The 24,562-nt window shown below is 64.7% G+C and carries 23 protein-coding genes; 18 read left to right on the plus strand and 5 right to left on the minus strand.

Annotated elements, in window-relative coordinates; genetic code table 11:
• Nucleotides 1-45 precede the first annotated feature (45 nt).
• From nadA to NYQ83_RS06885, 6 genes are all read left to right on the plus strand, one after another.
• Complete coding sequence (gene nadA / locus NYQ83_RS06860) at nucleotides 46-1,134, plus strand: quinolinate synthase NadA (RefSeq protein WP_261213527.1); 1,089 nt, start codon at nucleotides 46-48, stop codon at nucleotides 1,132-1,134.
• Nucleotides 1,135-1,195: 61 nt separating this feature from the next.
• A complete protein-coding gene (locus NYQ83_RS06865; RefSeq protein WP_261213529.1) occupies nucleotides 1,196-1,621 on the plus strand; it encodes a GNAT family N-acetyltransferase in 426 nt (141 codons plus the stop codon).
• Nucleotide 1,622: 1 nt separating this feature from the next.
• Nucleotides 1,623-3,251 carry an L-aspartate oxidase gene (locus NYQ83_RS06870; RefSeq protein ID WP_246008474.1) on the plus strand — a complete coding sequence of 543 codons (1,629 nt, stop codon included), beginning with the start codon at nucleotides 1,623-1,625 and terminating at the stop codon, nucleotides 3,249-3,251.
• Nucleotides 3,235-4,089: a carboxylating nicotinate-nucleotide diphosphorylase gene (gene nadC, locus NYQ83_RS06875; RefSeq protein WP_128292405.1), complete on the plus strand. Its 855-nt coding sequence runs from the start codon at nucleotides 3,235-3,237 to the stop codon at nucleotides 4,087-4,089. The genes NYQ83_RS06870 and nadC overlap by 17 nt, the downstream gene beginning before the upstream one ends.
• Before the next feature lie 167 nt (nucleotides 4,090-4,256).
• Nucleotides 4,257-6,926 carry a pyruvate, phosphate dikinase gene (gene ppdK / locus NYQ83_RS06880; RefSeq protein WP_261213532.1) on the plus strand — a complete coding sequence of 890 codons (2,670 nt, stop codon included), beginning with the start codon at nucleotides 4,257-4,259 and terminating at the stop codon, nucleotides 6,924-6,926.
• Between the two features lie 254 nt (nucleotides 6,927-7,180).
• A complete protein-coding gene (locus tag NYQ83_RS06885) occupies nucleotides 7,181-8,389 on the plus strand; it encodes a cell wall hydrolase (protein ID WP_246008473.1) in 1,209 nt (402 codons plus the stop codon).
• Nucleotides 8,390-8,541: 152 nt separating this feature from the next.
• Here NYQ83_RS06885 and NYQ83_RS06890 read toward each other — a convergent pair whose 3' ends face one another.
• Complete coding sequence (locus NYQ83_RS06890) at nucleotides 8,542-9,315, minus strand: 2-keto-4-pentenoate hydratase (protein WP_261213535.1); 774 nt, start codon at nucleotides 9,313-9,315, stop codon at nucleotides 8,542-8,544.
• A 108-nt stretch (nucleotides 9,316-9,423) separates the two neighbouring features.
• Here NYQ83_RS06890 and NYQ83_RS06895 point away from each other — a divergent pair, with 108 nt between their 5' ends.
• From NYQ83_RS06895 to NYQ83_RS06915, 5 genes are all read left to right on the plus strand, one after another.
• Nucleotides 9,424-10,668 (plus strand): MFS transporter, encoded by a 1,245-nt coding sequence (locus NYQ83_RS06895; RefSeq protein WP_261213981.1) that lies wholly within the window; start codon nucleotides 9,424-9,426, stop codon nucleotides 10,666-10,668.
• Nucleotides 10,669-10,767: 99 nt separating this feature from the next.
• The gene (locus NYQ83_RS06900; RefSeq protein WP_128292401.1) at nucleotides 10,768-11,763 is read left to right on the plus strand and encodes an MDR family oxidoreductase; all 996 of its coding nucleotides are present in this window, start codon (nucleotides 10,768-10,770) and stop codon (nucleotides 11,761-11,763) included.
• Nucleotides 11,764-11,836: 73 nt separating this feature from the next.
• A complete protein-coding gene (locus tag NYQ83_RS06905; RefSeq protein WP_261213539.1) occupies nucleotides 11,837-12,883 on the plus strand; it encodes a glycosyltransferase in 1,047 nt (348 codons plus the stop codon).
• The gene (locus tag NYQ83_RS06910) at nucleotides 12,858-13,988 is read left to right on the plus strand and encodes an acyl-CoA dehydrogenase family protein (RefSeq protein ID WP_261213541.1); all 1,131 of its coding nucleotides are present in this window, start codon (nucleotides 12,858-12,860) and stop codon (nucleotides 13,986-13,988) included. Before NYQ83_RS06905 ends, NYQ83_RS06910 begins: the two co-directional genes overlap by 26 nt.
• Nucleotides 13,989-13,995: 7 nt before the next feature.
• Nucleotides 13,996-14,580: a class I SAM-dependent DNA methyltransferase gene (locus NYQ83_RS06915; RefSeq protein ID WP_164879637.1), complete on the plus strand. Its 585-nt coding sequence runs from the start codon at nucleotides 13,996-13,998 to the stop codon at nucleotides 14,578-14,580.
• A 24-nt stretch (nucleotides 14,581-14,604) separates the two neighbouring features.
• Here the strand turns inward: NYQ83_RS06915 and fabI are convergent, their stop codons facing one another.
• Nucleotides 14,605-15,426 carry an enoyl-ACP reductase FabI gene (gene fabI / locus NYQ83_RS06920; RefSeq protein ID WP_128292397.1) on the minus strand — a complete coding sequence of 274 codons (822 nt, stop codon included), beginning with the start codon at nucleotides 15,424-15,426 and terminating at the stop codon, nucleotides 14,605-14,607.
• Nucleotides 15,427-15,551: 125 nt separating this feature from the next.
• Here fabI and NYQ83_RS06925 point away from each other — a divergent pair, with 125 nt between their 5' ends.
• Nucleotides 15,552-16,976, plus strand: a complete 1,425-nt coding sequence (locus NYQ83_RS06925) for an FAD-binding oxidoreductase (protein ID WP_128292396.1) — start codon at nucleotides 15,552-15,554, stop codon at nucleotides 16,974-16,976.
• Entirely contained in the window at nucleotides 16,973-17,437 is a 465-nt protein-coding gene (locus NYQ83_RS06930; protein ID WP_246008472.1) for a GNAT family acetyltransferase, read from the plus strand. Before NYQ83_RS06925 ends, NYQ83_RS06930 begins: the two co-directional genes overlap by 4 nt.
• On the opposite strand, the gene NYQ83_RS06935 is transcribed toward NYQ83_RS06930, so the two are convergent.
• Nucleotides 17,434-18,153 carry an SOS response-associated peptidase gene (locus NYQ83_RS06935; RefSeq protein ID WP_128292395.1) on the minus strand — a complete coding sequence of 240 codons (720 nt, stop codon included), beginning with the start codon at nucleotides 18,151-18,153 and terminating at the stop codon, nucleotides 17,434-17,436. The genes NYQ83_RS06930 and NYQ83_RS06935 overlap by 4 nt on opposite strands.
• Before the next feature lie 41 nt (nucleotides 18,154-18,194).
• On the opposite strand from NYQ83_RS06935, the gene NYQ83_RS06940 reads away from it, so the two are divergent.
• The 3 genes from NYQ83_RS06940 (at nucleotide 18,195) to NYQ83_RS06950 (ending at nucleotide 20,081) form a co-directional block, all read left to right on the plus strand.
• Entirely contained in the window at nucleotides 18,195-18,659 is a 465-nt protein-coding gene (locus NYQ83_RS06940) for an NUDIX hydrolase (RefSeq protein WP_128292394.1), read from the plus strand.
• A gap of 32 nt (nucleotides 18,660-18,691) precedes the next feature.
• On the plus strand, nucleotides 18,692-19,135 hold the full coding sequence (locus NYQ83_RS06945) for a TIGR02301 family protein (protein ID WP_164879636.1): 444 nt from the start codon (nucleotides 18,692-18,694) through the stop codon (nucleotides 19,133-19,135).
• Nucleotides 19,136-19,331: 196 nt separating this feature from the next.
• Entirely contained in the window at nucleotides 19,332-20,081 is a 750-nt protein-coding gene (locus NYQ83_RS06950) for a hypothetical protein (RefSeq protein WP_128292392.1), read from the plus strand.
• A 25-nt stretch (nucleotides 20,082-20,106) separates the two neighbouring features.
• Here NYQ83_RS06950 and NYQ83_RS06955 read toward each other — a convergent pair whose 3' ends face one another.
• Nucleotides 20,107-21,531 (minus strand): polysaccharide biosynthesis C-terminal domain-containing protein, encoded by a 1,425-nt coding sequence (locus tag NYQ83_RS06955; RefSeq protein ID WP_128292391.1) that lies wholly within the window; start codon nucleotides 21,529-21,531, stop codon nucleotides 20,107-20,109.
• A gap of 115 nt (nucleotides 21,532-21,646) precedes the next feature.
• Nucleotides 21,647-22,972 (minus strand): dihydroorotase, encoded by a 1,326-nt coding sequence (locus tag NYQ83_RS06960; protein ID WP_261213546.1) that lies wholly within the window; start codon nucleotides 22,970-22,972, stop codon nucleotides 21,647-21,649.
• An 88-nt stretch (nucleotides 22,973-23,060) separates the two neighbouring features.
• Between NYQ83_RS06960 and NYQ83_RS06965 the strand changes: the two genes are divergently transcribed.
• Both NYQ83_RS06965 and NYQ83_RS06970 read left to right on the plus strand, forming a co-directional pair.
• Nucleotides 23,061-23,939, plus strand: a complete 879-nt coding sequence (locus tag NYQ83_RS06965) for a YgfZ/GcvT domain-containing protein (RefSeq protein WP_261213547.1) — start codon at nucleotides 23,061-23,063, stop codon at nucleotides 23,937-23,939.
• Nucleotides 23,932-24,561 (plus strand): YfbR-like 5'-deoxynucleotidase, encoded by a 630-nt coding sequence (locus NYQ83_RS06970; RefSeq protein WP_128292388.1) that lies wholly within the window; start codon nucleotides 23,932-23,934, stop codon nucleotides 24,559-24,561. Before NYQ83_RS06965 ends, NYQ83_RS06970 begins: the two co-directional genes overlap by 8 nt.
• Nucleotide 24,562 lies beyond the last annotated feature (1 nt).

Genomic DNA, 24,562 nt, shown 5'->3' on the forward strand with positions numbered 1-24,562 from the left:
CTTATGCTCAAACTGAGCATAAACATATAAACGGGAGGGGCGAGTATGGTTCAGGGTTCCAGCGCAGCGGCCGCAATCGGCACGGGCGGGAATGTTTCCCTCGACACGGCGGCCGATCGTTACGACGTGAAGCCTTACCCGGATCTCGCCTATACGCCGGAGATCGCGGAAGCGACGGCGCCGATTTACGAGAAGGTTCGCCATGTCATCCCGGCGATCGAATGGCCGGTGCATGCGCCTTACGTCTACCACATCAACCGCCTGAAGGCGGAGCGCGGGGCCATCATCCTCGCCCACAATTACCAGACGCCGGAGATCTATCACGGCGTTGCGGATATCGTCGGCGATTCCCTGCAGCTCGCGCAGGAGGCAGCGAAATCCGAGGCGGAGATCATCGTCCAGTGCGGTGTGCACTTCATGGCGGAAACTTCGAAGATCCTCTGCCCGGAAAAGACGGTGCTCATTCCCGACAGCCGTGCCGGCTGTTCGCTCGCCGCCTCCATCACGGGCGAAGATGTGCGGCTTCTGCGCGAAGCGCATCCGGGCGTGCCAGTCGTCGCCTATGTGAACACGACCGCCGACGTGAAGGCGGAGGTCGACATCTGCTGCACCTCCTCCAACGCGCTGGAAGTGGTGGAAAGCCTCGGCGCCAAAGAGGTGATCATGCTGCCCGACCAGTATCTCGCCGCTTGGGTCGCCTCACAGACGGATGTGAAGATCATCACCTGGAACGGGGCCTGCGAGGTGCATGAGCGCTTCACCGGCGACGAGCTGCGCGCCTACCGCGAGGCCGATCCGTCGATCCGCATCATCGCGCATCCGGAATGTCCGCCCGACGTTCTCGCCGAAGCCGATTTCACCGGCTCGACGGCCAAGATGATCGGCTGGGTGCAGAAGGAAAACCCCGGCAAGGTGCTGATGGTGACCGAATGCTCCATGGCCGACAATGTCGCGAGCGAGGCGCCGGGGGTGGAATTCGTGCGCCCATGCAATCTCTGCCCGCACATGAAGCGCATCCAGCTGCCGAAGATCCTCGATACCCTCGTCTATATGAGCGAGGAGGTCGTCCTCGACCCGATGATGGCGGCAAAGGCGCGCCGCTCGGTGGAGCGCATGGTCAATCTGAAGAGCTGAGTTCTGCCGTGGGGGCTTCGGCATGCGCATCAGAAGGGCAAAGCCCGGCGATGCAGAGGCAGTGAGCGACGTTTTGATCGCATCCATCACCGGCCTCTGCGAAGCCGATCACGGCGGCAACCCTGCCAATATCAAACGATGGACGGCCAACAAGGCGCCCGGCATCGTGGCGGGATGGATCAAAGATCCCGCATCGACCTTCCTCGTGGCCGAGGAGGATGGCGAGATCGTCTGCGTCGGCGCCTTCAGAGGTGCCGAGATCCTTCTCAACTATGTGAGACCCGCGGCACGCTTTTCCGGCGCGAGCAAAGCCATGCTTGCCCATATGGAGGGGGAAATGCGCAAACAAGGTATCGTTGAGGCGCGGCTGACGAGTACGGCGACGGCGCACCGTTTCTATCGCTCGGCCGGCTGGACGGATGAGGGCGAACAAGGAAAGGCGATCGACTTCGCCAAGGCGCAGCCGATGTCGAAGCGGCTTTCCTGAGGTGAGCCTTTCCCCGCACCCCTTCCCGCCGCAATCCTGGGCCGGCATCGACGACGTCGTCATCGTCGGCGGCGGCCTCGCCGGTCTTTTCTGCGCCCTGAAACTCGCGCCGCGGCCCGTCACCATCATCACGGCCGCCCCGATCGGTGAAGGCTCGTCCTCCGGCTGGGCGCAGGGCGGCATCGCAGCCGCCATGGACCCGGGCGACACGGTCGAAAACCACGTGGCGGACACGATCGCGGCCGGTGCCGGCCTCGTCGAGGGCGCCATCGCCCGCGGCATGGCGGAAGAGGCGGCCGCCCGCATCCACGACCTTCTGTCTTATGGTGTGCCCTTCGACCGCGACCTCGAGGGCAAACTCACGCTCTCCCGCGAGGCCGCGCATTCGCATCGCCGGGTGGTCAGGGTCGGCGGCGACAGCGCCGGCGCCGCCATCATGCAGGCGCTCATCAGAGCGGTGCGCGAGACCTCCTCGATCCGCGTCCTGGAAGGTTTCGTCGCCGAAAGCCTGAAGGCGGAAGGCTCCTACGTCACCGGGCTCATTGCCCGCGACCGGCGCGGAGGGCTTTCGGCGCGCATGCTGTTGCCGACGCGTGCCATCGTGCTCGCCTCCGGCGGCATCGGCCATCTCTACTCCGTCACCACCAACCCCCAGGAGGCGCGCGGCGAAGGCCTCGGCATGGCCGCGCGCGCAGGCGCGCTCGTGGCGGATGCGGAATTCGTGCAGTTCCACCCGACCGCCGTCGATGTCGGTCGCGATCCGGCCCCGCTCGCCACGGAAGCGCTTCGCGGCGAAGGTGCGGCCATCGTCGACCGCAACGGTCATCGCTTCATGTTCGATATCCACGAGGCGGGCGAGCTTGCGCCGCGCGATATCGTGGCCCGTGGTGTGCATCAGGCGCGCCATTCCGGCCGGGGCGCCTTCCTCGATTGCCGCGAGGCCGTGGGAGCGGAATTTCCCGAACGCTTCCCGACCGTCTTTGCCGCCTGCATGGAGGCGGGGATCGATCCACGCGTGACGCCGATCCCGATCGCGCCGGCCGCCCACTACCATATGGGCGGCATCCATGTGGACGGGCTCGGCCGCAGCTCCCTTGATGGTTTGTGGGCCTGTGGCGAGGTCTCCTCAACCGGCGCGCACGGCGCCAACCGGCTCGCCTCCAACTCGCTTTTGGAAGCCGTCGTCTTTGCCGCCCGCATCGCCGAAGACGTGCAGGGGCTTTTGCCCAATCACCGTATGGTGCGCTGGTCGGATGAATCGACGGCCGATACGGCCGCCGGGCTTCCGAACGAAGACGCGCTGCTTGAACGGTTGCGCCGGCTCATGGATGCCGCGGTCGGCGTGGTGCGCAGCCGCCAGGGACTTGAAGCCGCACTCGCCGAAATGGACGCGATCCGGGCGACCGCCCGGCAGCCGAGTCTCCTCAACTCATTGACCGCCGCCAAACTCATCGCCGTGGCCGCCCTTCGCCGCGAGGAGAGCCGCGGCGCGCATTTCCGCTCCGACTTTCCGCATCCGCAACCCGAAGAGGCGCATCGGCGCTTTCTCACGCTCGCCAAGGCCGATGCGATCGCCAAGGGCGCCATCGCCGCTTTCCAGGAGACATCCCGTCATGCCAACCTCGCCTGAGCTGCCGGACCTGATCGTCGAGAAAGCCGTGCGTGCGGCGCTTGAAGAAGATCTCGGGCGCGCGGGTGACATTACGTCGCAGGCAACGATTCCCACCGGCCGCCGGGCGACGGCCACCATCGGGGCGCGGGCCGCCGGCACGCTCGCCGGCCTCGCGCTTGCCCGCAAGGCCGTCCTTTTGATGGACCCGGATGCAGAGTTTCGGCCGCGTGCGGCCGACGGCGACAGGCTTGAAGCCGGTGCCGTCATCGCAGAGATCTCGGCGGATGCCCGCGCGCTCCTCTCTTCCGAGCGCACGGCGCTCAATTTCCTCTGCCACCTCTCTGGCGTTGCGACCGCGACCGCCGAATTTGCAGCCGCCATCGCCCACACCAAGGCACGGATCACCTGCACCCGCAAAACCCATCCGGGCCTGCGGTCTTTCCAGAAATACGCGGTTCGCTGCGGCGGCGGCTCAAACCACCGCTACGGTCTCGACGACGCAATCCTCATCAAGGACAACCACATCGCAGTTGCTGGAGGGGTCAGAGAAGCCATTCGCAGCGCTCAGGAATTCGCCGGACATCTGGTCCGGATCGAGGTCGAGGTCGACACGCTCGAACAGCTTGAAGAGGCCCTGGAAGAAGGGCCCGACGTCATCCTCCTCGACAATATGGGTCCGCCGACACTTCGCGAAGCAGTGGCGATAACGCGCGGTCGCGCCACCTTGGAAGCCTCCGGCGGCATCACGCTCGCCACGGTTGGGGCGATCGCGGAAACCGGCGTCGACTATATCTCCACCGGTTTTATAACGCATTCGGCTCCGATACTGGATCTTGGCCTCGATATTGCGCTCTAAAGCACTTGTTGGCCTGAAGAAATCGTCGTTTGGCGGGGCTACTTCCCTAAGGGAATGAAGCGTTCTTTGCGCAACAGATGCCCTGAAGCCTGCGTTGTGCGGACCGGCTGAACGTTTTACAGCCGGTGTGGGACAACGTGTAAATCGACCAGGTTTCCGGAGGCACGATGACGAAGTGGGTATATTCCTTCGGCGGCGGAAGCGCCGAGGGCTCGCGCGACATGCGCAATCTTCTCGGTGGCAAAGGCGCCAATCTTGCAGAGATGGCCAATCTCGGCCTGCCGGTGCCGCCGGGCTTCACAATCTCCACCGAAGCCTGCAACTGGTTCTACGCCAATGGCCGGCAGATGCCGGAAGGCCTGCACGAACAGGTCGCCGAAGCGCTGGCGAAGCTTGAAAAGCTGCAGGGCAAGACGCTCGGCGGCGCTCCGATGCCACTGCTTCTGTCGGTGCGTTCAGGTGCGCGCAGCTCCATGCCGGGCATGATGGACACGGTCCTCAATCTCGGCCTCAACGACGAGAGCGTCCAGGCGCTCGCCGAAAGTGCCGATCCGCGTTTCGCGTACGATTCCTATCGCCGCTTCATTCAGATGTATTCCGACGTCGTGCTCGGCGTCGAACATCATGATTTCGAGGCAATCCTCGAGCAGGAGCGCGAAGCGCGCGGCTATGAGAGCGACACGCAGCTTTCCGCGGAAGACTGGCAGGTGGTGATCGAGCGCTTCAAGGCTCTCGTCATCGAGGTCAACGAAGGCCCGTTCCCGCAGGATCCGCAGGACCAGCTTTGGGGCGCGATCAGCGCCGTTTTCTCCTCCTGGATGAACAACCGCGCCATCACCTATCGCAAACTGCACGACATCCCGGAGAGCTGGGGCACCGCCGTCAACGTGCAGGCCATGGTGTTCGGCAATATGGGCGACACCTCGGCGACAGGCGTGGCGTTCACACGCGATCCGTCGACGGGTGAGAAAGCGCTCTATGGCGAGTTCCTCGTCAATGCGCAGGGCGAAGATGTCGTCGCCGGCATCCGCACCCCCCAATATCTGACGGAGAAAGCCCGTGTTCAGGCCGGCAGCGATGCCCCGTCGCTCGAAACGCTGATGCCGGAATCCTTCAAGGAGTTCTGCGCGCATGCGGATCGCTTGGAACGCCATTACCGCGATATGCAGGACATGGAGTTCACGATCGAACGCGGGACGTTGTGGATGCTGCAGACCCGCAACGGCAAGCGCACCACCCATGCCGCCCTCAAGATCGCCACTGGCATGGCCGAGGAAGGCCTGATCACCGAGGAAGAGGCGGTGATGCGCATCGAGCCGACATCGCTCGACCAGCTCTTGCATCCCACGCTCGATCCCAAGGCTGAACGCAACGTCATCGCGCGCGGCCTGCCCGCCTCGCCGGGGGCTGCCAGCGGCGAGATCGTGTTCACGCCGGACAAGGCCGACCTTCTCACCAAGGAAGGCCATCAGGTCATCCTGGTGCGCATGGAAACGAGCCCGGAAGACATTCAGGGCATGGTGTCCTCGCGCGGCATCCTGACCTCGCGCGGCGGCATGACGAGCCATGCGGCCGTCGTCGCCCGCGGCATGGGCAAACCCTGCGTCTGCGGCGCCGGCTCGCTCAAGATCGACCACAAGGCCGGCACCATGATGGTGCTCGGCAAGGTCTATAAGGAAGGCGACGTCATCACCATCGACGGCTCCACCGGCGAGGTGATGGAGGGTGCCGTCGCGATGCTGCAGCCGGAAGTCTCCGGCGACTTCGCCACCTTGATGAAATGGGCCGATCAGGCCCGCCGTCTCGGCGTCCGGGCGAATGCCGAAACGCCGGAAGATGCGCGTGCAGCGCGCGATTTCGGGGCCGAAGGCATCGGCCTGTGCCGCACCGAGCATACCTTCTTCCAGGACGACCGCATCGTCGCCATGCGCGAGATGATCGTCGCGGAAGACCGGGAGGCGCGGCGGGCCGCGCTCGCCAAGCTTCTGCCGCTGCAGCGCCACGATTTCTTCGAGCTCTTCAAGACGATGCGCGGCCTGCCGGTGACCATTCGCCTCCTCGATCCGCCCCTGCACGAATTCCTGCCGAAGGGCGAAAAGGAGATCGAAGAGGTTGCAGCGGCAATCGGCACGGAACCGTCTCGCCTGCGCGAGCGCATCATCGAATTGACGGAAGCCAATCCGATGCTCGGCAGCCGCGGCTGCCGGCTCCTGCTCCTGCATCCGGAGATCACGGAAATGCAGACCCGCGCCATTCTGGAGGCGGCTCGTGATGCCGCCCATCAGACCGGCGAACCTGTGATCCCGGAGATCATGGTGCCGCTCGTCGGCATGCTGCCGGAACTCGACAAGGTGAAAGAGGTCATCGACCGCACAGCCGAAGAGGTGAACACCTCAAGCGAGATCAAGATCACCTATACGGTGGGCACCATGATCGAGCTGCCGCGCGCCGCCCTTCGGGCGCGGGAGATCGCCCAGAGCGCTCAGTTCTTCTCCTTCGGCACCAACGATCTGACGCAGACGACCTACGGCATTTCGCGTGACGATGCGGCCTCCTTCCTCGGCCATTATCAGGAGATCGGGCTGATCGAGAAGGATCCGTTCATCACTCTCGACACCGAGGGCGTGGGGGCGCTGATTGCGCTCGCCGTCAAGGAAGGGCGCGTGACGAAGCCGGATCTCAAACTCGGCATTTGTGGCGAGCATGGCGGCGATCCCGCCTCGATCCGCTTCTGCGAAGAAGCCGGTCTCGACTACGTCTCATGCTCTCCGTATCGCGTCCCGGTTGCACGGCTCGCCGCCGCCCAGGCGGCCCTTGGCAAAAAAGCAACAAGCTGAATCTTCTTTCCGCATGCAAGGCTGGGGCAAGGAATTGTCAACTTCTTGCCCCATTCCGCCGCGATACGGCAGCCCTGGTCGGATGGACCTCTGGGCAAAGGGGGGATCGTCGGGCAGACGGGTCGGACGCCAAGTGGAGCGACCCGATTAACCGGTTGTAAACCGCGATTTGTTTTTCTCGTTCGTGAGGGCGGGAGCGGAACGCGAGCGATTCGCGCGGCGAAAACGCTTGTGCCCGACAAAGAGGTTTCTTCATGGCAGTATGGCGCGGCGTAAGAAGGACTTGGCGTTCCGCATCGACAGCGGGACTGCTCGGTCTGGGCGCCCTGGTCGCCGCGACGTCGCCAATTGCCTATCAGGATGCTGCGGCCATGATTTCGGGCGATCTGCCCGACCAGCGCTGGCAGACCCGTCTTGAAGCGATGTCCGTCGGCAATATCCAGAACGCATCCCTCACTCCGGGATCAGGCATGGGCGACGCCCGCACCATCCCGGTGCCGGCGCTCGGAAAGGGTGCGGAAGTCGCCGTTCCGAGCCCGGAAGGGCCGCTCACCACCGAAACCGTCAATCGCGACCGCAAGGGCGATCTCTTGATGACGCGCTCGCCGGTTGCGCGCAAATCCGACAAGCTGCCGGCCGCCGGCCAGCTTTGGAACATGGACGACATCTTCTCTTCGCGCGACGGCCAGGATCTGCCGAAGGTCGCGTTCGCCAATGCGTCCGATCAGGATATGGCGGGACTGATGGTCGCCTACTCCCATTTCATGCAGAAGCACGAGACGACCACGCAGGACAACGGCATCATGCTCGCGCGCAGGGACAGCATCCCCGCTGACGCAGCGCTCGTGGCTTATGCTCCCACCGGCGACGGTCTCGATGCACCGTTCGACGCCGTCATCGGCTCGGCCCCTGCGACGGGCCAGCTTGGCGATCTCGGCACGCCACGCGTGAAACCGGAGGAGACGCCCTCTCTTTGGGATTGGATGCGCGGTCGCCACCGCACCAAGCCTGAGCATGCGTGGATGCTCAATACGCTGCCGGAAAGTGTCAAAAGCGAAAAAGAGCAAGCGTGCCTGTCGCGCGGCGTCTATTTCGAGGCCCGCGGTGAGAGCAAGCTCGGCCAGATCGCCGTCGCTCAGGTGATTCTCAATCGGGTGAAGAACCCCGCCTATCCGAACACGATCTGTGGCGTCGTCTATCAGAACAAGAACTGGCGCAATCGCTGCCAATTCTCATTTGCCTGCGACGGGATTCGCGACCGAATCCGATCGCCCTCGGCCTATGAGCGCGCCAAACAGGTCGCGCTCGACGTGACCGAGGGAAAAGCCTGGCTTGAGGAAGTGGGCGATTCCACCCACTACCACGCCACCTATGTCCGGCCCCGGTGGGCGAGCAGCATGAAGCGCACCGACCGCATCGGCCGCCACATCTTCTATCGAACCTATGGCGGCGGCTGGAGCTGATCCAACCTATCAACGTCGTGCCGCCGGCTTCGTTCCGGCCCCACCGATTTTTTTAAGAGCCCGATTTCTGGGAGCCGTTTGGGCAGCTCTGCCGACAGACGACAGAGCCAGCCCCGATTCTAAACGGTCTCTTTGCGTGTGCGTTCTTCCGCTCAGCTCTCGCGGGCGAAATTGACGCTCACTTTGCCGAGTTCACCGAAATCGCCGGTCACCGTGGAGCCGGGTTCCGGCACCACGATGCCCATGGTCGTTCCGGTCAGCACCCAATCGCCTTCCTGAAGCTGCAGGCCCCGCTCAGCGAGCCTTTCGGTCAGCCAGAGAAGCGAATTGAGCGGCCCACCCATAACGGCCGCTCCTGAGCCTTTGTTCGTGACGACGCCGTCGCGAAGCCCCGAGACGGCCACCTCGGCGAGATCGTGGTTTTCCCAGTCCTTGACCTGCGGACCCAACACGAAGGCACAATGGGCGCCGAAATCGGCAAGAACCGCCGGATAGCGCGTGAGGCCTTTGCCTTCGGTGCGGCGGCCCGCAACTTCCAGAGCGAGATGACAGGCCGCCACCGCCTGACGCAGGCTCGCCGGATTGGGCTTGGTATCAAACACCGGATAGGTCTCGCCAATGCGGAAGGCGAATTCGCATTCGACGCCGCGGTAGTGCTTCTTCCAAACGAGCGTGGTGCCGTCGCGGCTGAGATCGCTCTCGACCATGGGCGCAAACCACGGGCCTGGCGCACCGGTCGCCTTCTGCGCCGCCTCGCTCGTCGACCCGACCTTGTAGCCGATCCGGCGCCCGCCATAGAACACACCGGCGGCAGCCAGGATATCTTCCGCAGCCTCGGCCTGATCGATGGCCGTAATATCAACGGCTGCATATTCTCCCGACACCCGCGCCGCAGCCAGCGACTTGGCGATATCCTCTTTGTTCATCCCAGCTCCAATTCAGAATCTCTCAAAAGCAAGATAAGGTCTTTTCGTTTTCCGCCTCGGAAAGTCTCAGGCTATCCTCGCTTTCTTTGCGGGATAGGCCTCATGACGATGCGCGGTCAATCTGCCGGCTCAGGCAATCTGGTGTCCGGCACCGGACATGCCGCCCTGCCATGGGCGATCATCGTAGGCGGTTGCACGGTGGCGCTTCTCACCTTCGGGCCGCGCTCGGCCATGGGCTTCTTCCAGATCCCGCTCCTCACGGACCGGGGTTGGGACCGCACCACCTTCGGGCTCGCGATGGCGATCCAGAACATTGCCTGGGGCCTCGGCCAGCCTTTCTTCGGGGCGATGGCGGACCGCTTCGGCACGGCGCGGGTGCTCGTCGCAAGCGCTCTCCTTTACGCTGCAGGCCTCGTCGTCATGGCCTATTCGCCGGCGCCCTTCTGGCTTCATATCGGCGGCGGCGTGCTCGTCGGTCTTGCGGTTGCAGCCGGCTCCTTCGGCGTCGTCATGGCAGCCCTTGCCCGCCGCGTGCCGCCGGAACGGCGTTCCTTCGTCTTTGGCTTGGCGACCGCCGCCGGCTCTTTCGGCATGTTCGCCTTCGCGCCGATTTCGCAGGCGATGATCGACACGCTCGGCTGGTCGGACGCCCTGATCGGCCTCGCCATCTTGATGGCGCTCATTCCACTTGCCGCGATCCCCCTGCGCGGCCAGCCGCGCCATCAGCTCAAGCCGGGAGAGACCGAACAGAGCGTCGCCGAAGCCCTCACCCAGGCGCTGCGCCACCGCAGCTTCGTGCTTTTGTTCTGCGGCTTCTTTGTCTGCGGCTTCCAGGTCGCCTTCATCACCGCGCATTTTCCGGCCTATATCGCCGATCTCGGCCTGTCGCCGCGCTGGGCGGTGATCGCGATCAGCCTGATCGGCTTCTTCAACATCATCGGCTCGATCGCCTCCGGCGCCATCGGCGAGCGCCACTCGAAGCCGATCTTCCTCGCGCTGATCTATCTCGCGCGCTCAGTCGCCATAACGATCTTCCTCTTGGCGCCGCCCAGCCCCGCTTCGGTGGTGATCTTCTCCGTGGTGATCGGACTCTTGTGGCTGTCGACGGTGCCGCCCACCAATGCGCTCGTCGCCATCATGTTCGGCACGCGCCATCTCGGTCTTTTGGGCGGGATCGTCTTCCTGTCCCACCAGATCGGTTCCTTCCTCGGCGTCTGGCTCGGAGGCTATCTCTACGACAAGACCGGCTCCTACGACGAAGTCTGGTGGCTCGGCGTGGCGCTCGGGCTGTTTGCGGCCATCGTGCACTGGCCGATCCGCGAGCAGGCGGTCGAGCCGCGTTTTGCCTCGTGACGGCAAGCTGATCGGACAGCGAAAACCTGCCTCCCTCTTGTCCCCTTGCGCGGCGGCCTCATCTGCGCAACGTGACCGCGACAAAAGGGAGATCCCCCCATGGCCGAAACCTTCAAAGCCATCCTGATCGATCGGGACGAAGACAAGAAGCAGTCTCTATCGCATGTCGATCTGACGACCGACGACCTCATGGAAGGCGACACGCTCGTCCGCGTCACGCATTCGACTGTGAACTACAAGGATGCGCTCGCCGTCACCGGCAAGGGTCCGGTCATCCGGCGCTGGCCGATGATCCCGGGCATCGATCTGGCAGGCGAGGTCGTCTCCTGCGATACCGGCGCCTTCAAGCCCGGCGAGCGTGTGATCCTGAACGGTTTCGGCCTCGGCGAAACGCATTACGGCGCCTATGCCGGCATGGCCCGGGTGAAGGCCGACTGGCTCGTCCGCCAGCCCGAGACGCTCTCGGCAGCAGAGGCGATGTCGGTCGGCACGGCCGGCTATACGGCGATGCTGTGCGTCATTGCCCTTGAACGCCATCAGATCACGCCGGATCGCGGTCCGGTGGTCGTCACCGGTGCCACCGGCGGGGTCGGCTCCGTTGCGACAGCCCTTCTCGGCAAACTCGGCTATCACGTGATCGCCTCGACCGGACGCAGCGAAGAAGCCGATTACCTCAAGAGCCTCGGCGCCTCCGAGATCATCGACCGCAAGGAACTCTCTGAACCCGGAAAACCTCTCGGCAAGGAGCGCTGGGTAGGCGGCGTCGATGCTGTCGGCTCCGTGACGCTCGCCAATGTGCTCGCCCAGACAAAGTACGGCGGGGCCGTCGCCTGCTGCGGCCTTGCAGGCGGCATGGATCTCCCGGCTTCTGTCGCACCCTTCATCCTGCGCGGCGTGTCGCTTCTCGGCATCGATTCGGTGATGGCTCCGAAAGCGATCCGCGAACTCGCCTGGCAGCGGATTGCGAGCGATCTCGACCGCGAGAAGCTCACCTCGATCACACGCGAAATCGCATTTTCCGACATCGAGCAGGCAACGTCCGATCTCCTTGCCGGAAAGGTGCGCGGCCGGCTTGTGATCAATATCGCCGCCTAGCCAGCTAACGAGCGGTAACCAAATTGGGCCTCATGTGTTGTGGGAGGCGTCGTGTCTTCCGTGAGGCCCAAAATTGCCCTCGTTCCACCCGGTTGTGGCGGTTCCCGCCCGCAATGAAGAAGAACGCCTGCCACAGCTGATCGGGGCTCTCGCCCGGCAGACCTGGCTTGCCGGCGGGCACCGTCTGCCCGTCGTCATCGTCTGCAACAATTGTACGGACGCCTCGGCCGCCGTCGCACGCGCGGCCGCGGCGAGCGCCCCGCACATCGCGCTCAGGCTCATCGAAGTGACGCTCACGGGCAGCGACAACCATGTCGGCGTCGCCCGCCGCATGGCGATGGAAGAGGCCGCAGCCAGCGGTGCCACCGTCATCCTGACGACCGATGCCGACGCGAGGCCCGCCCCCGATTGGGTGCTCGCCAATCTGATCGCCCTGCGCAAGGGTGCCGATATCGTCGCCGGCCACCTCGTCGGCGACGAGGAGGAGGAACGAAGGCTCGGCCCAGGCTTCATGCGGCGCGCCCGGCTCGTCGCCCGTTACCAGGAACTTCTCGACCGTCTCGCAGCCCTGATCGATCCCCTGCCCTACGATCCCTGGCCACGCCACTCGGACCATACGGGCGCCAGTCTCGCACTGCGGACGGAGCTCTATCGCGACCTCGGAGGTCTCCCCGCTGTGCCCCACCGCGAAGACCTCGCGCTCGTCAGCCGCGCCCGAGCGCAGGGCGCTCGGCTCAGGCATGCGCCGGACGTGGAAGTCATCGTCTCGGCGCGTCTTGAAGGCCGCGCGAAGGGAGGCATGGCCGATTGCATTGCCGCCTGGCTTGAGGAGGAAGAAGCCCACCGGCCTCTGCTTGTGGAAGCGCCGGAACGTGCCGAGGCGCGCTTCCGGCTTCGTCGCCGCCTGCGGGATCTCGCAGCTGCCGACGGCACCTGGCGGAACGCTTTGACGGAGCAGACGCTTTCCAACCTGCCGGTTTCGGCGGCCGAACCGCCTCTTGCGCTGATCGAAAGGCTGGCCGGCGACGAGCCGGACGCGCCGCGCACCATGCCGGTCGAAGAAGCGCTGTCTTACCTTGAGGAGCGACTGAACCATGCTGCAAACAGCTTCGCGGCCTGAACGCGCGCCCGATCAGTCTGAACCGCTCGATCTTGGCATACTCGCAGCCAAAATCGGCGCCGAAGCGGCCCGCCACGACGCGTCAGGCTCTTTTCCGGCGGAGGGTTTCGCCATCCTCGCCGAGGCGGGTCTCCTCTCCGGGCCGCTTCTGTCGGCGGAGCGGATGGAGGATCTCCTCTACCTGCTTGCCGCCGTCGGGCGCGGCGATCTCAATGTCGGGCGCATCTTCGAAGGCCATGTGAACGCCCTGCAGCTCATCGCGCTGTTCGGCTCCAAGGCGCAAGAGAGCCATTACCAGGCAGAGGCGAGGCTCGGTCGCATCTTCGGCGTCTGGAACACGGACGCGCCGGGCAAGCCGCTCATGCTCGAAGACGGTGCGTTGGTCGGCGCCAAGAACTTCGCCTCGGGCGTCGATGGTCTCTCGCACGCCATCGTCACGGTGGAAGAACCGGAAGGCCGGCAAATGCTGATCGTGCCGGTCGATGAGAGGCCTGTCGATCGCAGCTGGTGGCGGCCGCTCGGCATGAAGGCTTCCGGCAGCCATGTCGTCGATTTCTCGGGTGTCGAGGTCGCGCCGGAATGGTTTCTCGGCCGGCCAGGCGATTATGTGCGCCAGCCCTGGTTTTCCGCCGGCGCCATCCGCTTTGCTGCCGTTCAGCTCGGCGGAGCGCATGCCGTTCTCGATGCCGCCCGCGCGCACCTGATACGGACGGGACGCGCGGATAACCCTCATCAGGCGCACCGGCTCGGCGAGATGGCGCTTGCGATCGAGGGCGGCTACGGCTGGTTCGCCCGCGCGGCGGCGGCCTGGTGCCGTGGTTGCCTCGGGACGCCCGCGGAAGCCGAACAGGAGCAGGCGATCGCCACCGCCAATGCCATGCGCCTTGCCATCGAGAAGCTCGCCATGGACGTTCTCTCAACGGCAGAACGGGCGGTGGGCGCGGCGGGGCTGATGCAGCCGCATCCACTGGAGCGGCTCGACCGCGACCTCAGAACCTATCTCCGCCAGCCCAATCCCGATGGCGCGCTCACGGCCGTGGGCGAGGCGCTTGCCGAAGAACGCTTCGTCCTGGGGAGACCTCCCCACGACATCCGGTGCGACTGAGGTCCCGATGACGCCGCGCGCCGCAATCGATCCGGACGGGTTTGAAGCGAAATTTCGCCACGACATCGACCCCTGGCGCTATCGAAGCTCCTCCTTTGAAGAAATGAAGCGCCGCGATCTCGTCGCTGCGGCCGGCAGCGGGCCTTATGCGCGCGGGCTGGAGCTCGGCTGCGCCATCGGTGTGACGAGCCGGGCGCTCGCCCCTCTCACGCTCCGACTTCTCGCGCTCGATGCCTCGCCAACGGCGCTTGCCGAAGCGAGACGGGAATGTGCTGACCTCGCCTCCGTCCGCTTCCGCGAGGCGGTTTTGCCGCGCGATCTGCCGAGGGGCGAATTCGACCTCATCGTCGCCTCGGAGGTCGCCTATTATCTCAGTGACGCCGCGCTTCGCCGGCTGGCCGCGGAGCTTCCGACCCGCCTTGCACGCGGCGGGCGCATCGTCCTCGTGCACCATGTGCGACCTTTTTCGGACGCGGCGGTACATCCGGCTCTCGCGCACGGATTCTTGCGGAAAAATCTCGAGCGGCAGCTTGTGCCTGTCTGGCACAAAGCCCGGGCGCATTACCGGGTGGATGCGCTCATCCGCCCGTGACGCCTGCCGCGATTGCGATTTCGGCTATTCCTTCAGGACCGTCGTGATGTCCGGCGCGTCGACCGCTTTCATGCCGACGACGTGATAGCCGGCGTCGACATGATGCACTTCGCCGGTGACCGCACGTCCCATATCGGAGAGGAGATAAAGCGCCGACTGGCCGACATCGTCCGGTGTGACGGTGCGGCGGAGCGGGGCGTTGTACTCGTTCCACTTCAAGATGTAGCGGAAATCGCCGATGGCGGAGGCAGCCAGCGTCTTGATCGGGCCGGCGGAGATCGCGTTGACGCGGATGCCGGACGGGCCGAGATCGACGGCCAGATAGCGCACGCTCGCCTCGAGCGCCGCCTTGGCCACGCCCATGACGTTGTAGTGCGGCATCACCTTTTCGGCGCCGTAATAGGTGAGCGTCAGGATCGAGCCGCCATTCGGCATCAGCTTTTCGGCGCGCTGTGCGAGCGCCGTCAGCGAATAGCATGAGACGTAGAGCGACTTGTTGAAGTTCGCCTCGGTCGTGTCGATGTAGCGCCCGTCGAGTTCATCCTTGTCGGAATAGGCAACCGCATGGACGAGAAAATCGAGGCCGCCCCATTCTTCGCGGATCGTCTCGAAAACGGCGTCCATCGTCGCGCCGTCCGTCACGTCGCAATGGCCGACCACCAGCGCGTCGAGCTCTTTGGCAAGCGGTTCCACACGCTTCTTCAGAGCGTCGCCCTGATAGGTGAGCGCAAGCTGCGCCCCGGCGTCGCGCGCTGCCTTGGCGATGCCCCATGCAATGGATCGATTGTTGGCGATTCCGAGGATCAGTCCGCGTTTACCCGCCATGATGCCGTTTGCTGCGGTCATATTTCTTCCGTTTGCTTTGCCCTTCGCGACGCCCGGCGTCCCATGAAGGGTGCCGTAATGGCACGGGATTCTGAGTGCCGCAAGCAGGGCTTCACCTCCTGACGCCAGCTGCTAATGTCGCTGCGATGAACGACACCCCGACCCAACAGGCCGTCGTCTCGGCCCTATCTGCCATCGTCGGCGAGACGCATGTCCTCACCAGGCCTGAGGAAACACGGCCTTATTGTGTGGAATGGCGCGATCTCTATTTCGGCGTGCCGGCGGCTGTCGTCCGGCCGGCGTCGCCCGATGAAGTCGCAGGCATCCTGCGCTTTGCCAACGAGACCGGCGTGCCGATCGTGCCGCAAGGCGGCAATACCGGGCTCGTAGGGGCTCAGGTTCCGGACGAAAGCGGTCGCGAAGTCGTTCTGACGCTGGAAAGACTGAAAGCGATTCGCGACGTCGACCGGGACGGAGCAACCCTCGTCGCCGAGGCGGGTGTCGTCTTGGAAGAGATCCAGAAGGCCGCGAGCGAAGCGGGTCTGTTCTTTCCTCTGTCGCTCGGCGCACAGGGCTCCTGTCGCATCGGCGGCAACATCGCCACCAATGCCGGCGGCACGGGCGTACTCGCCTACGGCAACACCCGCGATCTCGTTCTCGGCCTTGAGGTGGTCATGGCCGACGGCACCATCTGGAACGGCCTGCGCCGCCTCAGGAAAGACAATACCGGCTACGATCTGAAACAGCTTTTCATCGGATCGGAAGGCACGCTCGGCGTCATCACGGCGGCGTCCCTCAGGCTCTTTCCGGCCCCCAAAGGCCGCGCCGTCGCCTTTCTCGCGGTCGAAGATCCTGAGACCGCCCTCACACTGTTTCGCCGGTTTTCGCAGACAGCTGGCTCGGCTCTGACCGGCTTTGAGCTGATGCCGCGCCTCGGGATCGACTTCGTGCTCCGGCACCAGGAAGGCACGCGCGATCCGCTTCAGGCCCCCTATCCATGGTACTGCCTCGTCGAGATTTCCTCCGGTCGCAGCGAGGCGGAGGCGAGCGAGCTGATGGAGACGACGCTCGAAGCCGCGTTCGAGGCGGAGGAAGTGCTCGATGGCGCCCCGGCAGCCTCCCTCGCGCAGGCGGCCGAATTCTGGCACATCCGCCACACGATGAGCGAAGTGCAGAAGAAGGAAGGCGGCTCCATCAAGCACGACGTCTCCGTGCCGGTCGCCAAGATCCCCGAATTCTTGAAGCGCGCATCGGCGGCCGTCATAGAGGCCGTGCCCGGCGCGCGCCCCCTGCCCTTCGGCCATCTCGGCGACGGCAACATCCATTACAATGTGAGCCAGCCCGTCGGCGCCGACCGTGAAGAATTCCTCGCCCGCTGGGACGAGGTGAATACGATCGTCCACGGCATCGTCGGAGAGCTGTCCGGCTCAATCTCCGCCGAGCACGGTATCGGACGGCTGAAACGCAAACTCCTCGCGGAGGTCAAAAGCGGGATCGAGCTCGACCTCATGCGCCGGATCAAGACGGCCTTCGATCCAAACGGCATCCTGAACCCGGGACGCATGCTGTGACGTCGCTTTCGATCGCTGAGTTCGACAGCGGCGATATTGGGGGCAAAGACGAAGACGCGCTTGTCGCCCTTTTCGAGCGCGCCGGCCTGACCCGCCCCTGGAACGACCCGCGCCAGGATATCCGCTTCGCCCTTGCCGCACCGGCGAGCACGATCCTCGTCGGACGCCGGCCTGAGGACGAGCACCTCGTCGCCTCAGTGATGGTCGGCCATGACGGGCATCGTGGCGCCGTCTATTACGTCGCGACCGACCCCGATTGGCGTGGCCAGGGTTTCGGCCGGGAGATGATGGCGGCGGCCGAGGCATGGCTTGCGGCAAAAGGCATCTGGAAGCTCAACCTGCTCATCCGCGGCGATAACGAAGTCGCCAAAGGCTTTTACGAAGCGCTCGGCTTCCACGCCCAGGACCGCATCTGCATGCAGAAAGAAATCCCATCGGCGGAAAAGCCACAAGCCGATTAAAGCAACCGCTGCTGCACCGGCTTGGCCGGTGGCGCCTCCTCTTCCTCCGAAACAGGCTCGATCAGGCCCGCATCGTCGTCAGCGACACGGTTGACGCGCCGTGACACAGGCGTCGCGTGCAATGCCTCCGCCCCGAGATCGGTGAGGATCGACAAAGCCGCATCGGTCGTCTCCTCGCCCGAAAGCCAAAGCGCAAAATTCTCCGGCGCGATCATCGCCGGGCGCCGATGATGCACCTCGTCGAGCGGCGCTTCGGCCGCGACCGTGATGATGGCGGCGGTGTCGATCTCGCTTCCGTCCGTGCCGATCCAGGTTTCCCAGATCCCGGCGAAGGCGACCGGCCCGGCCGCCTTGGGCGCGATCCAATAGGGTTGCTTCGGGCCTTTGCCGCGCGCCTGCCATTCGTAGAACCCAGAGGCCGGGACGAGGCAGCGGCGCCTGCGAATGGCGTTGCGAAATGCCGGCTTTTCGCGGATATCCTCCGCCCGCGCATTGATGAGGAGCGGAAAGCGCGTCGTGTCCTTGACCCAGGACGGCAGGAAACCCCAGCGCATCGGGACGCCTTCGACGCCGTCGAAGCCCTGGCGGATGACGACGATCGGCTGCGTCGGGGCGATGTTGTAGCGGGGCGGCAGGAGACGCTCGTCGAAGACGGCGAGGTTGAAAAGCTCCTTGATGACGTCGGCCGGCATGGCCAGAACGAAGCGTCCGCACATAGGCTCTGTGTATCAGCGCCATGCGGCAAAAGGGAGAGCGGATGACAAAGCCGGGCACGAGTTCAGAACGACCGGCCACCGATCCTGTCGATGGCGCGAGCATCGTGCTTCTCAAGCGCACGGCCGTCCTCCTGGTCCGCCGCAGCAAACCGCCCTTCAGCGCCATCTGGAGCTTCCCCGGCGGCCATGTGGAGCCCGGCGAAACAGCAGAAGCAGCGGCACGCCGCGAGCTGATGGAGGAGACGGGACTTCCGGCCGGCCCCCTCGTCTCGCTCGGACGCCATGAGACGGGCGGCACCCCATCGAAACGCCTCGAAGTCTTCACCGGCCATCATTGCGGCGGCGAACCCGCGGCTGGTGACGACGTCGACCGCGCGCTCTTCGTGCCCTTCGAGGAGGTCGGAGGGCTGCCTCTCACGCCCGGCGCGATCGCATTCATCGCACACGCCATCGCCGCAGGCGCCGCACATAAGGAGGACGGGGCATGTGCCCTGGCATCGTCTTGAAGCGAGAAAGACCCCGGCGCATGATCTCAAGGATGCGGCGTCTTTCTTTTCTTCTGATCCTCGTGATTTTGACCTCTCTCGGGGTCGGCCAGCCTTGCATCGGCTTCGTCGGGGAAGCCGTTGCGCAGGAAGGTGGCGACGCCGCGGTTTCGCAGCAATCCTCCGAACCGCCGCCTCCGATCTACGAACCGAAGCTTCTGCGCCTGTCGGAGCTTCTGGGCGCCCTCTATTTCCTGCGCAATCTCTGCGGGGCGGAAGACGGGCCCGCCTGGAAGGCCGATATGGAGGCGATGCTCGCCGCCGAGGCGCCGGGCCCGGAGCGCAAGGCGCGCCTCGTCGGACGCTTCAACCACGGCTTTGAAACCTACAACGCCGTCTATGAGACCTGCACGCCGGCGGCCGAGGCGAGCATCGCCCGCTATCTGAAGGAAAGCGCGGAGATCGCCTCCGATATCCGCACCCGCTACGGGCAGTAAAGGCCGCAGCCGGGAGACGGAAACCAGCGGGGCGTCCTGCCGGAATTTGCGAGCTGCCTCGCTCTCGCCATCGAATCCGGCAGATATTCACGATGGGCAAAAAGGGGGATTGGTCGAGATGACCGACACAGCCGCAGCGGGCGCCGTCAGGGCCTTGGCCGCATCGACACAGAGAAACCATCGATCGGAGCGATCCGTGGCCCGGAAAGCTCGGCGGTTCGGCGGCGTTGCCGCGATCGCGACGGCATTCTGCCTTGGGCTCGGCGCAGCCGCCTTTGCGCAGGACGGCGCCGCCCCGGAGAACGCTCCGCCCCCAGCCTCTGACGATCAGGCGACACCGGCACCCGCCACACCGGCCGAGGGCCAATCGGAAGAGGAAGGCGAGCCGGATCCGGAAAACGGTCAGACGAGCCAAGCGCCGAGAGAGGTCGCGCCTCGAGATCCGCAGGCGGCGGCCGAGCCCGGCAAGGCCGTGCCGGAATATCTCGATGTCCTGAAGGGCGAGCAGGCGATGCCGGAGCCCGTGCGCAAGACCTGGGAAGCGCTGCACGAGGCGGCGCTCTCCGGCGATATCGAACGGCTCAGGCCCCTGATCGAGGCGCAGGATCCGGCGCCGGCCTTCGGCTTCGACAATGTCGGCGACCCGATCGAATATCTGAAATCTCTGTCCGGCGATCCGGAAGGCCGGGAAATGCTCGCCATCATGCTGGAAATCCTGGAGAGCGATTTCCTCTATGTCGATCGCGACAGCCCAAATGCGATGTATCTCTGGCCGTATTTCGCGCGCTACCCGCTCGACCGGCTCTCGCCGCAGCAGATGGTGCAGCTCTTCACGCTGATCACGGCCGGCGACTGGCAGGATATCCAGTCCTACGGCGCCTACATCTTCTTCCGTCTCGGCATCAGCCCGGACGGGCGCTGGCATTTCTTCCTGGCGGGCGACTGAGCGGGCTCACCGGGCCTCACCGGCCCTATTGCGCGGGCGTCGCCGCTTTGCCTTTGCGCCAACGCCCGACCGTCTCGGCAAGGAGCGCCCAGGCGCCGACGATGCTGGTATCGAGGCCGAGCCGCTGGCGCACGGCCCATGCGAGCCAGATGGAGCGGATGGTGAGCGCAAGCGTCGTCGCGATCGCGGCGCCGGTGATCCCGAAAGGAATGATCAGGGCGACGTTGAGCACGCCGTTGATCACCACCATCACCACATAGGTCGTTGCCGAGAGGTGGCTGAAGCCAGTCATGTTGAGGATATCTTCGGCCGGCCCGAAGATCGCCCGCGCCACCATGCCAACCGCGAGGATGAGGAGGACGTCGTAACCCGCCTGGAACCCCTCACCGAATAATTGAAGAAGCCAAACGCCTGTGGTGACAACCAGGATCGTGACACCCGCCGAGGCCACGAAGCTCACGAGACTCACTTCGCGCGTCAGTGTCGTCAGCCGCGCCTGATCACCGGCCGCATGGCTCGCAGAGAAAAGATGTGCAGACCCGACCGAGGCCGCATAGGGGATGAATGCCACCACCTGCACGATGCGCGTCGCCGCGAAATAGATGCCGATCTGTGCCGGACTCACGAAGAAGGAAAGCACGAGCACCGCCATATAGGCGAAGAGATGGAACATGCCTTCCAGGACGGCAAAAGGTGCGGAGCCGACCAACCATTCTTTCAGGCGATAGACGCGCGGTCCGGGCGGCACGGTTTTTCTGAGACGGCCGAAGATCTGGTAGGTCTGCCAGATGGTCGCCGTGACCATCGCGAGAATGGTGCAGCCGAAGGCCGTGACGGCTGTGGCCTCAAACCCGAGCGCCACGGCTGCGACCATGTAAACAAGAATGAGCGAATGGCGCAGGATGTAGACCGGAAACAAGGCCGGCATCGTCCAGAAATAGGCGCGGCCAACATTTTCCATATAGGCCTGAAAGCAGCCGAAGGGCATCGCCACCGCCATCAATAAAAGCGGATAAACGTAGGCGCTTTCGATCCACGGCCCGGCAAAAGAGATCCCGAGCAGGAAGATCGTAGCCAAGACTACCGGAGTGACGATCGAGGTGATGGCGGCAAAACGCAGAAAACCGCGAAGTTCATCGTGCCTGCCCGTCTCGCGCAGCGCCGGGACAAAGCGCACCGGCGAATCGCCAAGGCCGAGCGTGCTGATGGATCCGAAGACGAGAAGCCAGACCCAGGTGAACGCGAAAATACCGTATTCGAACTGCCCCATCAGGCGCGCCAGAACGACCTGAGTTCCATAAGCGAGAACTGCATTCCCAACGCGCAGGGCAAGGGCGATCAGAGAGGCGCGGCGCGCGCGGGCGCGCTCGTCGCTGTCGGCAAGGGCATTGCGGGCAAGCGCCAGGAAGCCGCGCACACGGCCTGCCGGCATCTCCTGATCAGGAATCAATGCGAGAGCTCCCGCTGGTGGTTATCCACTCCTTAGCAGATCCGTTGCATTTGCAGAGAAAGCTCACGCAACGGAGTTAAGAACGCCTTGAAACAATCCCGCTTCGTCTGACGCTTCAGGCCGAAGCCCAGAACCGCACCGGCTCGCCGATCGAGGCCGTGGTGATCTCGCCCTCCCACATCACCCGCCTGCCGCGGATGATCGTTCCGACCGGGGCACCCGTGATCGTCTTGCCGTCATAGGGCGTCCAGTTGGACCGCGAGCCCATCGACGCGTTGGTGATCGTCGTCTCCCGCTTCAGATCGACGAGGGTCAAATCGGCGTCGTAGCCCACCGCGACGCGGCCCTTGCCGCGAATGCCGAAGAGCCGCGCCGGACCGGCACTCGTCATGTCCATCAAGCGCAGAAGCGAAAGCCGTCCCTTCGCCGCATTGTCGAGCATAACCGGCAGAAGTGTCTGCACGCCCGGCATACCCGAGGGCGAGGCCGGATAGACGGCGGCCTTCTCCTCCAAGGTGTGCGGGGCATGGTCGGAGCCCAGAATATCGGCGGTGCCGTTTTCCACACCGGTCCACAGCGCCGCGCGATGTTCCGCCCCGCGCACCGGCGGGTTCATCTGCAAGAGCGTGCCGAGACGGCCATATTCCTCCGCCGAAAGCGTCAGATGGTGCGGCGTCACCTCGATCGAGGCGACATCCTTATGCGCGGCGAGAAAGGCCATCTCCTCGGCCGTGGAGACATGCAGGATATGGATCGCCGCGCCGGTGCGCCGGGCGATCGCAACGAGCCTGCGGGTGGACGAAAGCGCCGCCTCGACATCGCGCCAGACGGGATGGCTCGACGGGTCGTTCTCGCGCCGCTCGTCGAGCCGCGCCTTCAGCCGCATCTCGTCTTCGCTGTGGAAAGCGGCACGGCGGCGTGTGTTCCTCAAGATCGCTTCGACGCCCTCGTCGTCGGCCACGAGAAGATCGCCGGTCGAGGAGCCCATGAAGACCTTGATGCCGGCCGCGCCCGGCAGACGCTCCAACTCGGCCACATCCTTCGCATTGGCATGGGTGCCGCCGACCCAGAAGGCGTGGTCGCAATGCATGCGCCCGTGCGCCCGGGCAAGCTTGTCGGCCAGCATTTCCGCGGAGGTCGTCAAAGGCTTGGTGTTGGGCATTTCGAAGACGGCGGTGACACCGCCGAGCACAGCCGCGCGAGAACCTGTTTCCAGATCCTCCTTGTGTTCGGCGCCCGGTTCGCGGAAATGCACCTGCGTATCGATGACGCCCGGCAGAATGTGCAGACCGGTTGCGTCGATGACTTCGCCGGCGTCAGCGCCGGAAAGGTCGCCGAGAGCGGCGATGCGACCGCCCTTCACGCCGATGTCGCGCGGGCCAATGCCGTCGTGGTTGATGAGGATCGCGCCACGGACGAGAAGATCGAAGTTCTGAGCCATGCTCGCTGCTTGCCAATTGCCAGCTTTGAACGCAAGCAGGATTGCCCCCGCACCGCATACGCCTTAGCTGAGTGTCGAGGATTTGATCATGCCGCTTGCACGTTTGACCGACAGAGCCGTGGTCCTGGTGAGAGGGCCGGACGCGCACAACCTCCTGCACAATCTCGTCACCTCTTCGATGGACGAGGTGGAGAGTGCGGGCATCGCCTATGGCGCGCTCCTGTCACCGCAGGGCAAAATTCTCTTCGACTTTCTCATCCATCGCCGGGACGAAGGTTTCGCGATCGATCTCCGATCCGAAGAGGCGGAAAATTTCGTCAAGCGGATGACGCTTTACCGTCTACGCGCCAAGGTCGAGTTGTCTCGCGCAGACGACCTCGCCGTCTTTGCCGCGTGGGATGACGGCGATGCAGCATCCGAGGCGCCGGCGGATCCAAGGCTGGCCGCGCTTGGACGCCGCTTCGTCGCCGCGCCAGACAGTGTCTCCGCCGATGCCGATCTTGCCGCCTATCATGCCCACCGCATCGCCTGCGGCATCCCCGAAGGCGGCATCGATTTCGTCTTCGGCGATACATTTCCCCACGATGCGGCGATGGACAGCCTTCACGGCGTGTCCTTCCAGAAGGGCTGCTATGTCGGGCAAGAGGTCGTCTCGCGCATGCAGCATCGCGGCACGGCCCGGCGGCGCATCATTGCGATCGAGGCGGTCGAAGACGACAGTCCCCTGCCGGAAACCGGCGCTGAGATCATGGCCGGCGAACGGGCGATCGGTCGCTTCGGCTCGTCTGCCAATGGCAGAGGCATTGGCCTTGTCCGCCTCGACCGGCTCGCCGAGGCCCTGGAGCAGGATCTCCCCGTCTCGGCCGGCCGCATCACCGTGACGGCGAAACTGCCCGAATGGGCGACCTATTCCTGGCCGTCCACGGGGACTGGAACAGAGACCGGCGGGACTTCGAACGATGGCTGACCGGGCAAACGCGCCTGCGCGCGCCTGGCAGCGGATGCTGTCGGGCCGCCGGCTCGATCTTCTCGACCCATCGCCGCTCGACGTGGAACTCGGCGACATCGCGCATGGGCTTGCGCGCGTCGCGCGCTGGAACGGCCAGACGCGGGGCGACCATGCCTATTCGGTGGCGCAGCACTCGCTTCTGGTGGAGGCTCTGCTGGCCGAGTTGAAAGCGGACATCACCGCGGAGGAGCGTCTTTTCGCTCTCCTCCACGACGCGCCGGAATATGTCATCGGCGACATGATCTCGCCCTTCAAGGCTGTGCTTGGTGAAGACTACAAAGGCGTGGAGCGGCGTCTGCAGCATGCCATCCATCTGCGCTTCGCTCTTGCCGCCGATGTCGAGCCGAAGCTTCACCGCATGATCAAGAAAGCCGATCAAACGGCTGCCTATTGGGAGGCGACGCGCCTTGCTGGGTTCCAGGAGAAAGAGGCGCGGCGCTTTTTTGGCGATCCGTCTCTCAATCCGGACGAGAACCTCCTCGATCCCTGGCCCGCCACCGAAGCAGAGCGCCGCTTCCTGGCCCGTTTTGCCGAGATCGAGGCCCTGACCGAGACGCTGCCGCGCGCAAGGACCGCCTGAA

Source organism: Afifella sp. JA880, from assembly GCF_025379905.1.
Taxonomy (GTDB): Bacteria; Pseudomonadota; Alphaproteobacteria; order Rhizobiales; family Afifellaceae; genus Afifella; species Afifella aestuarii.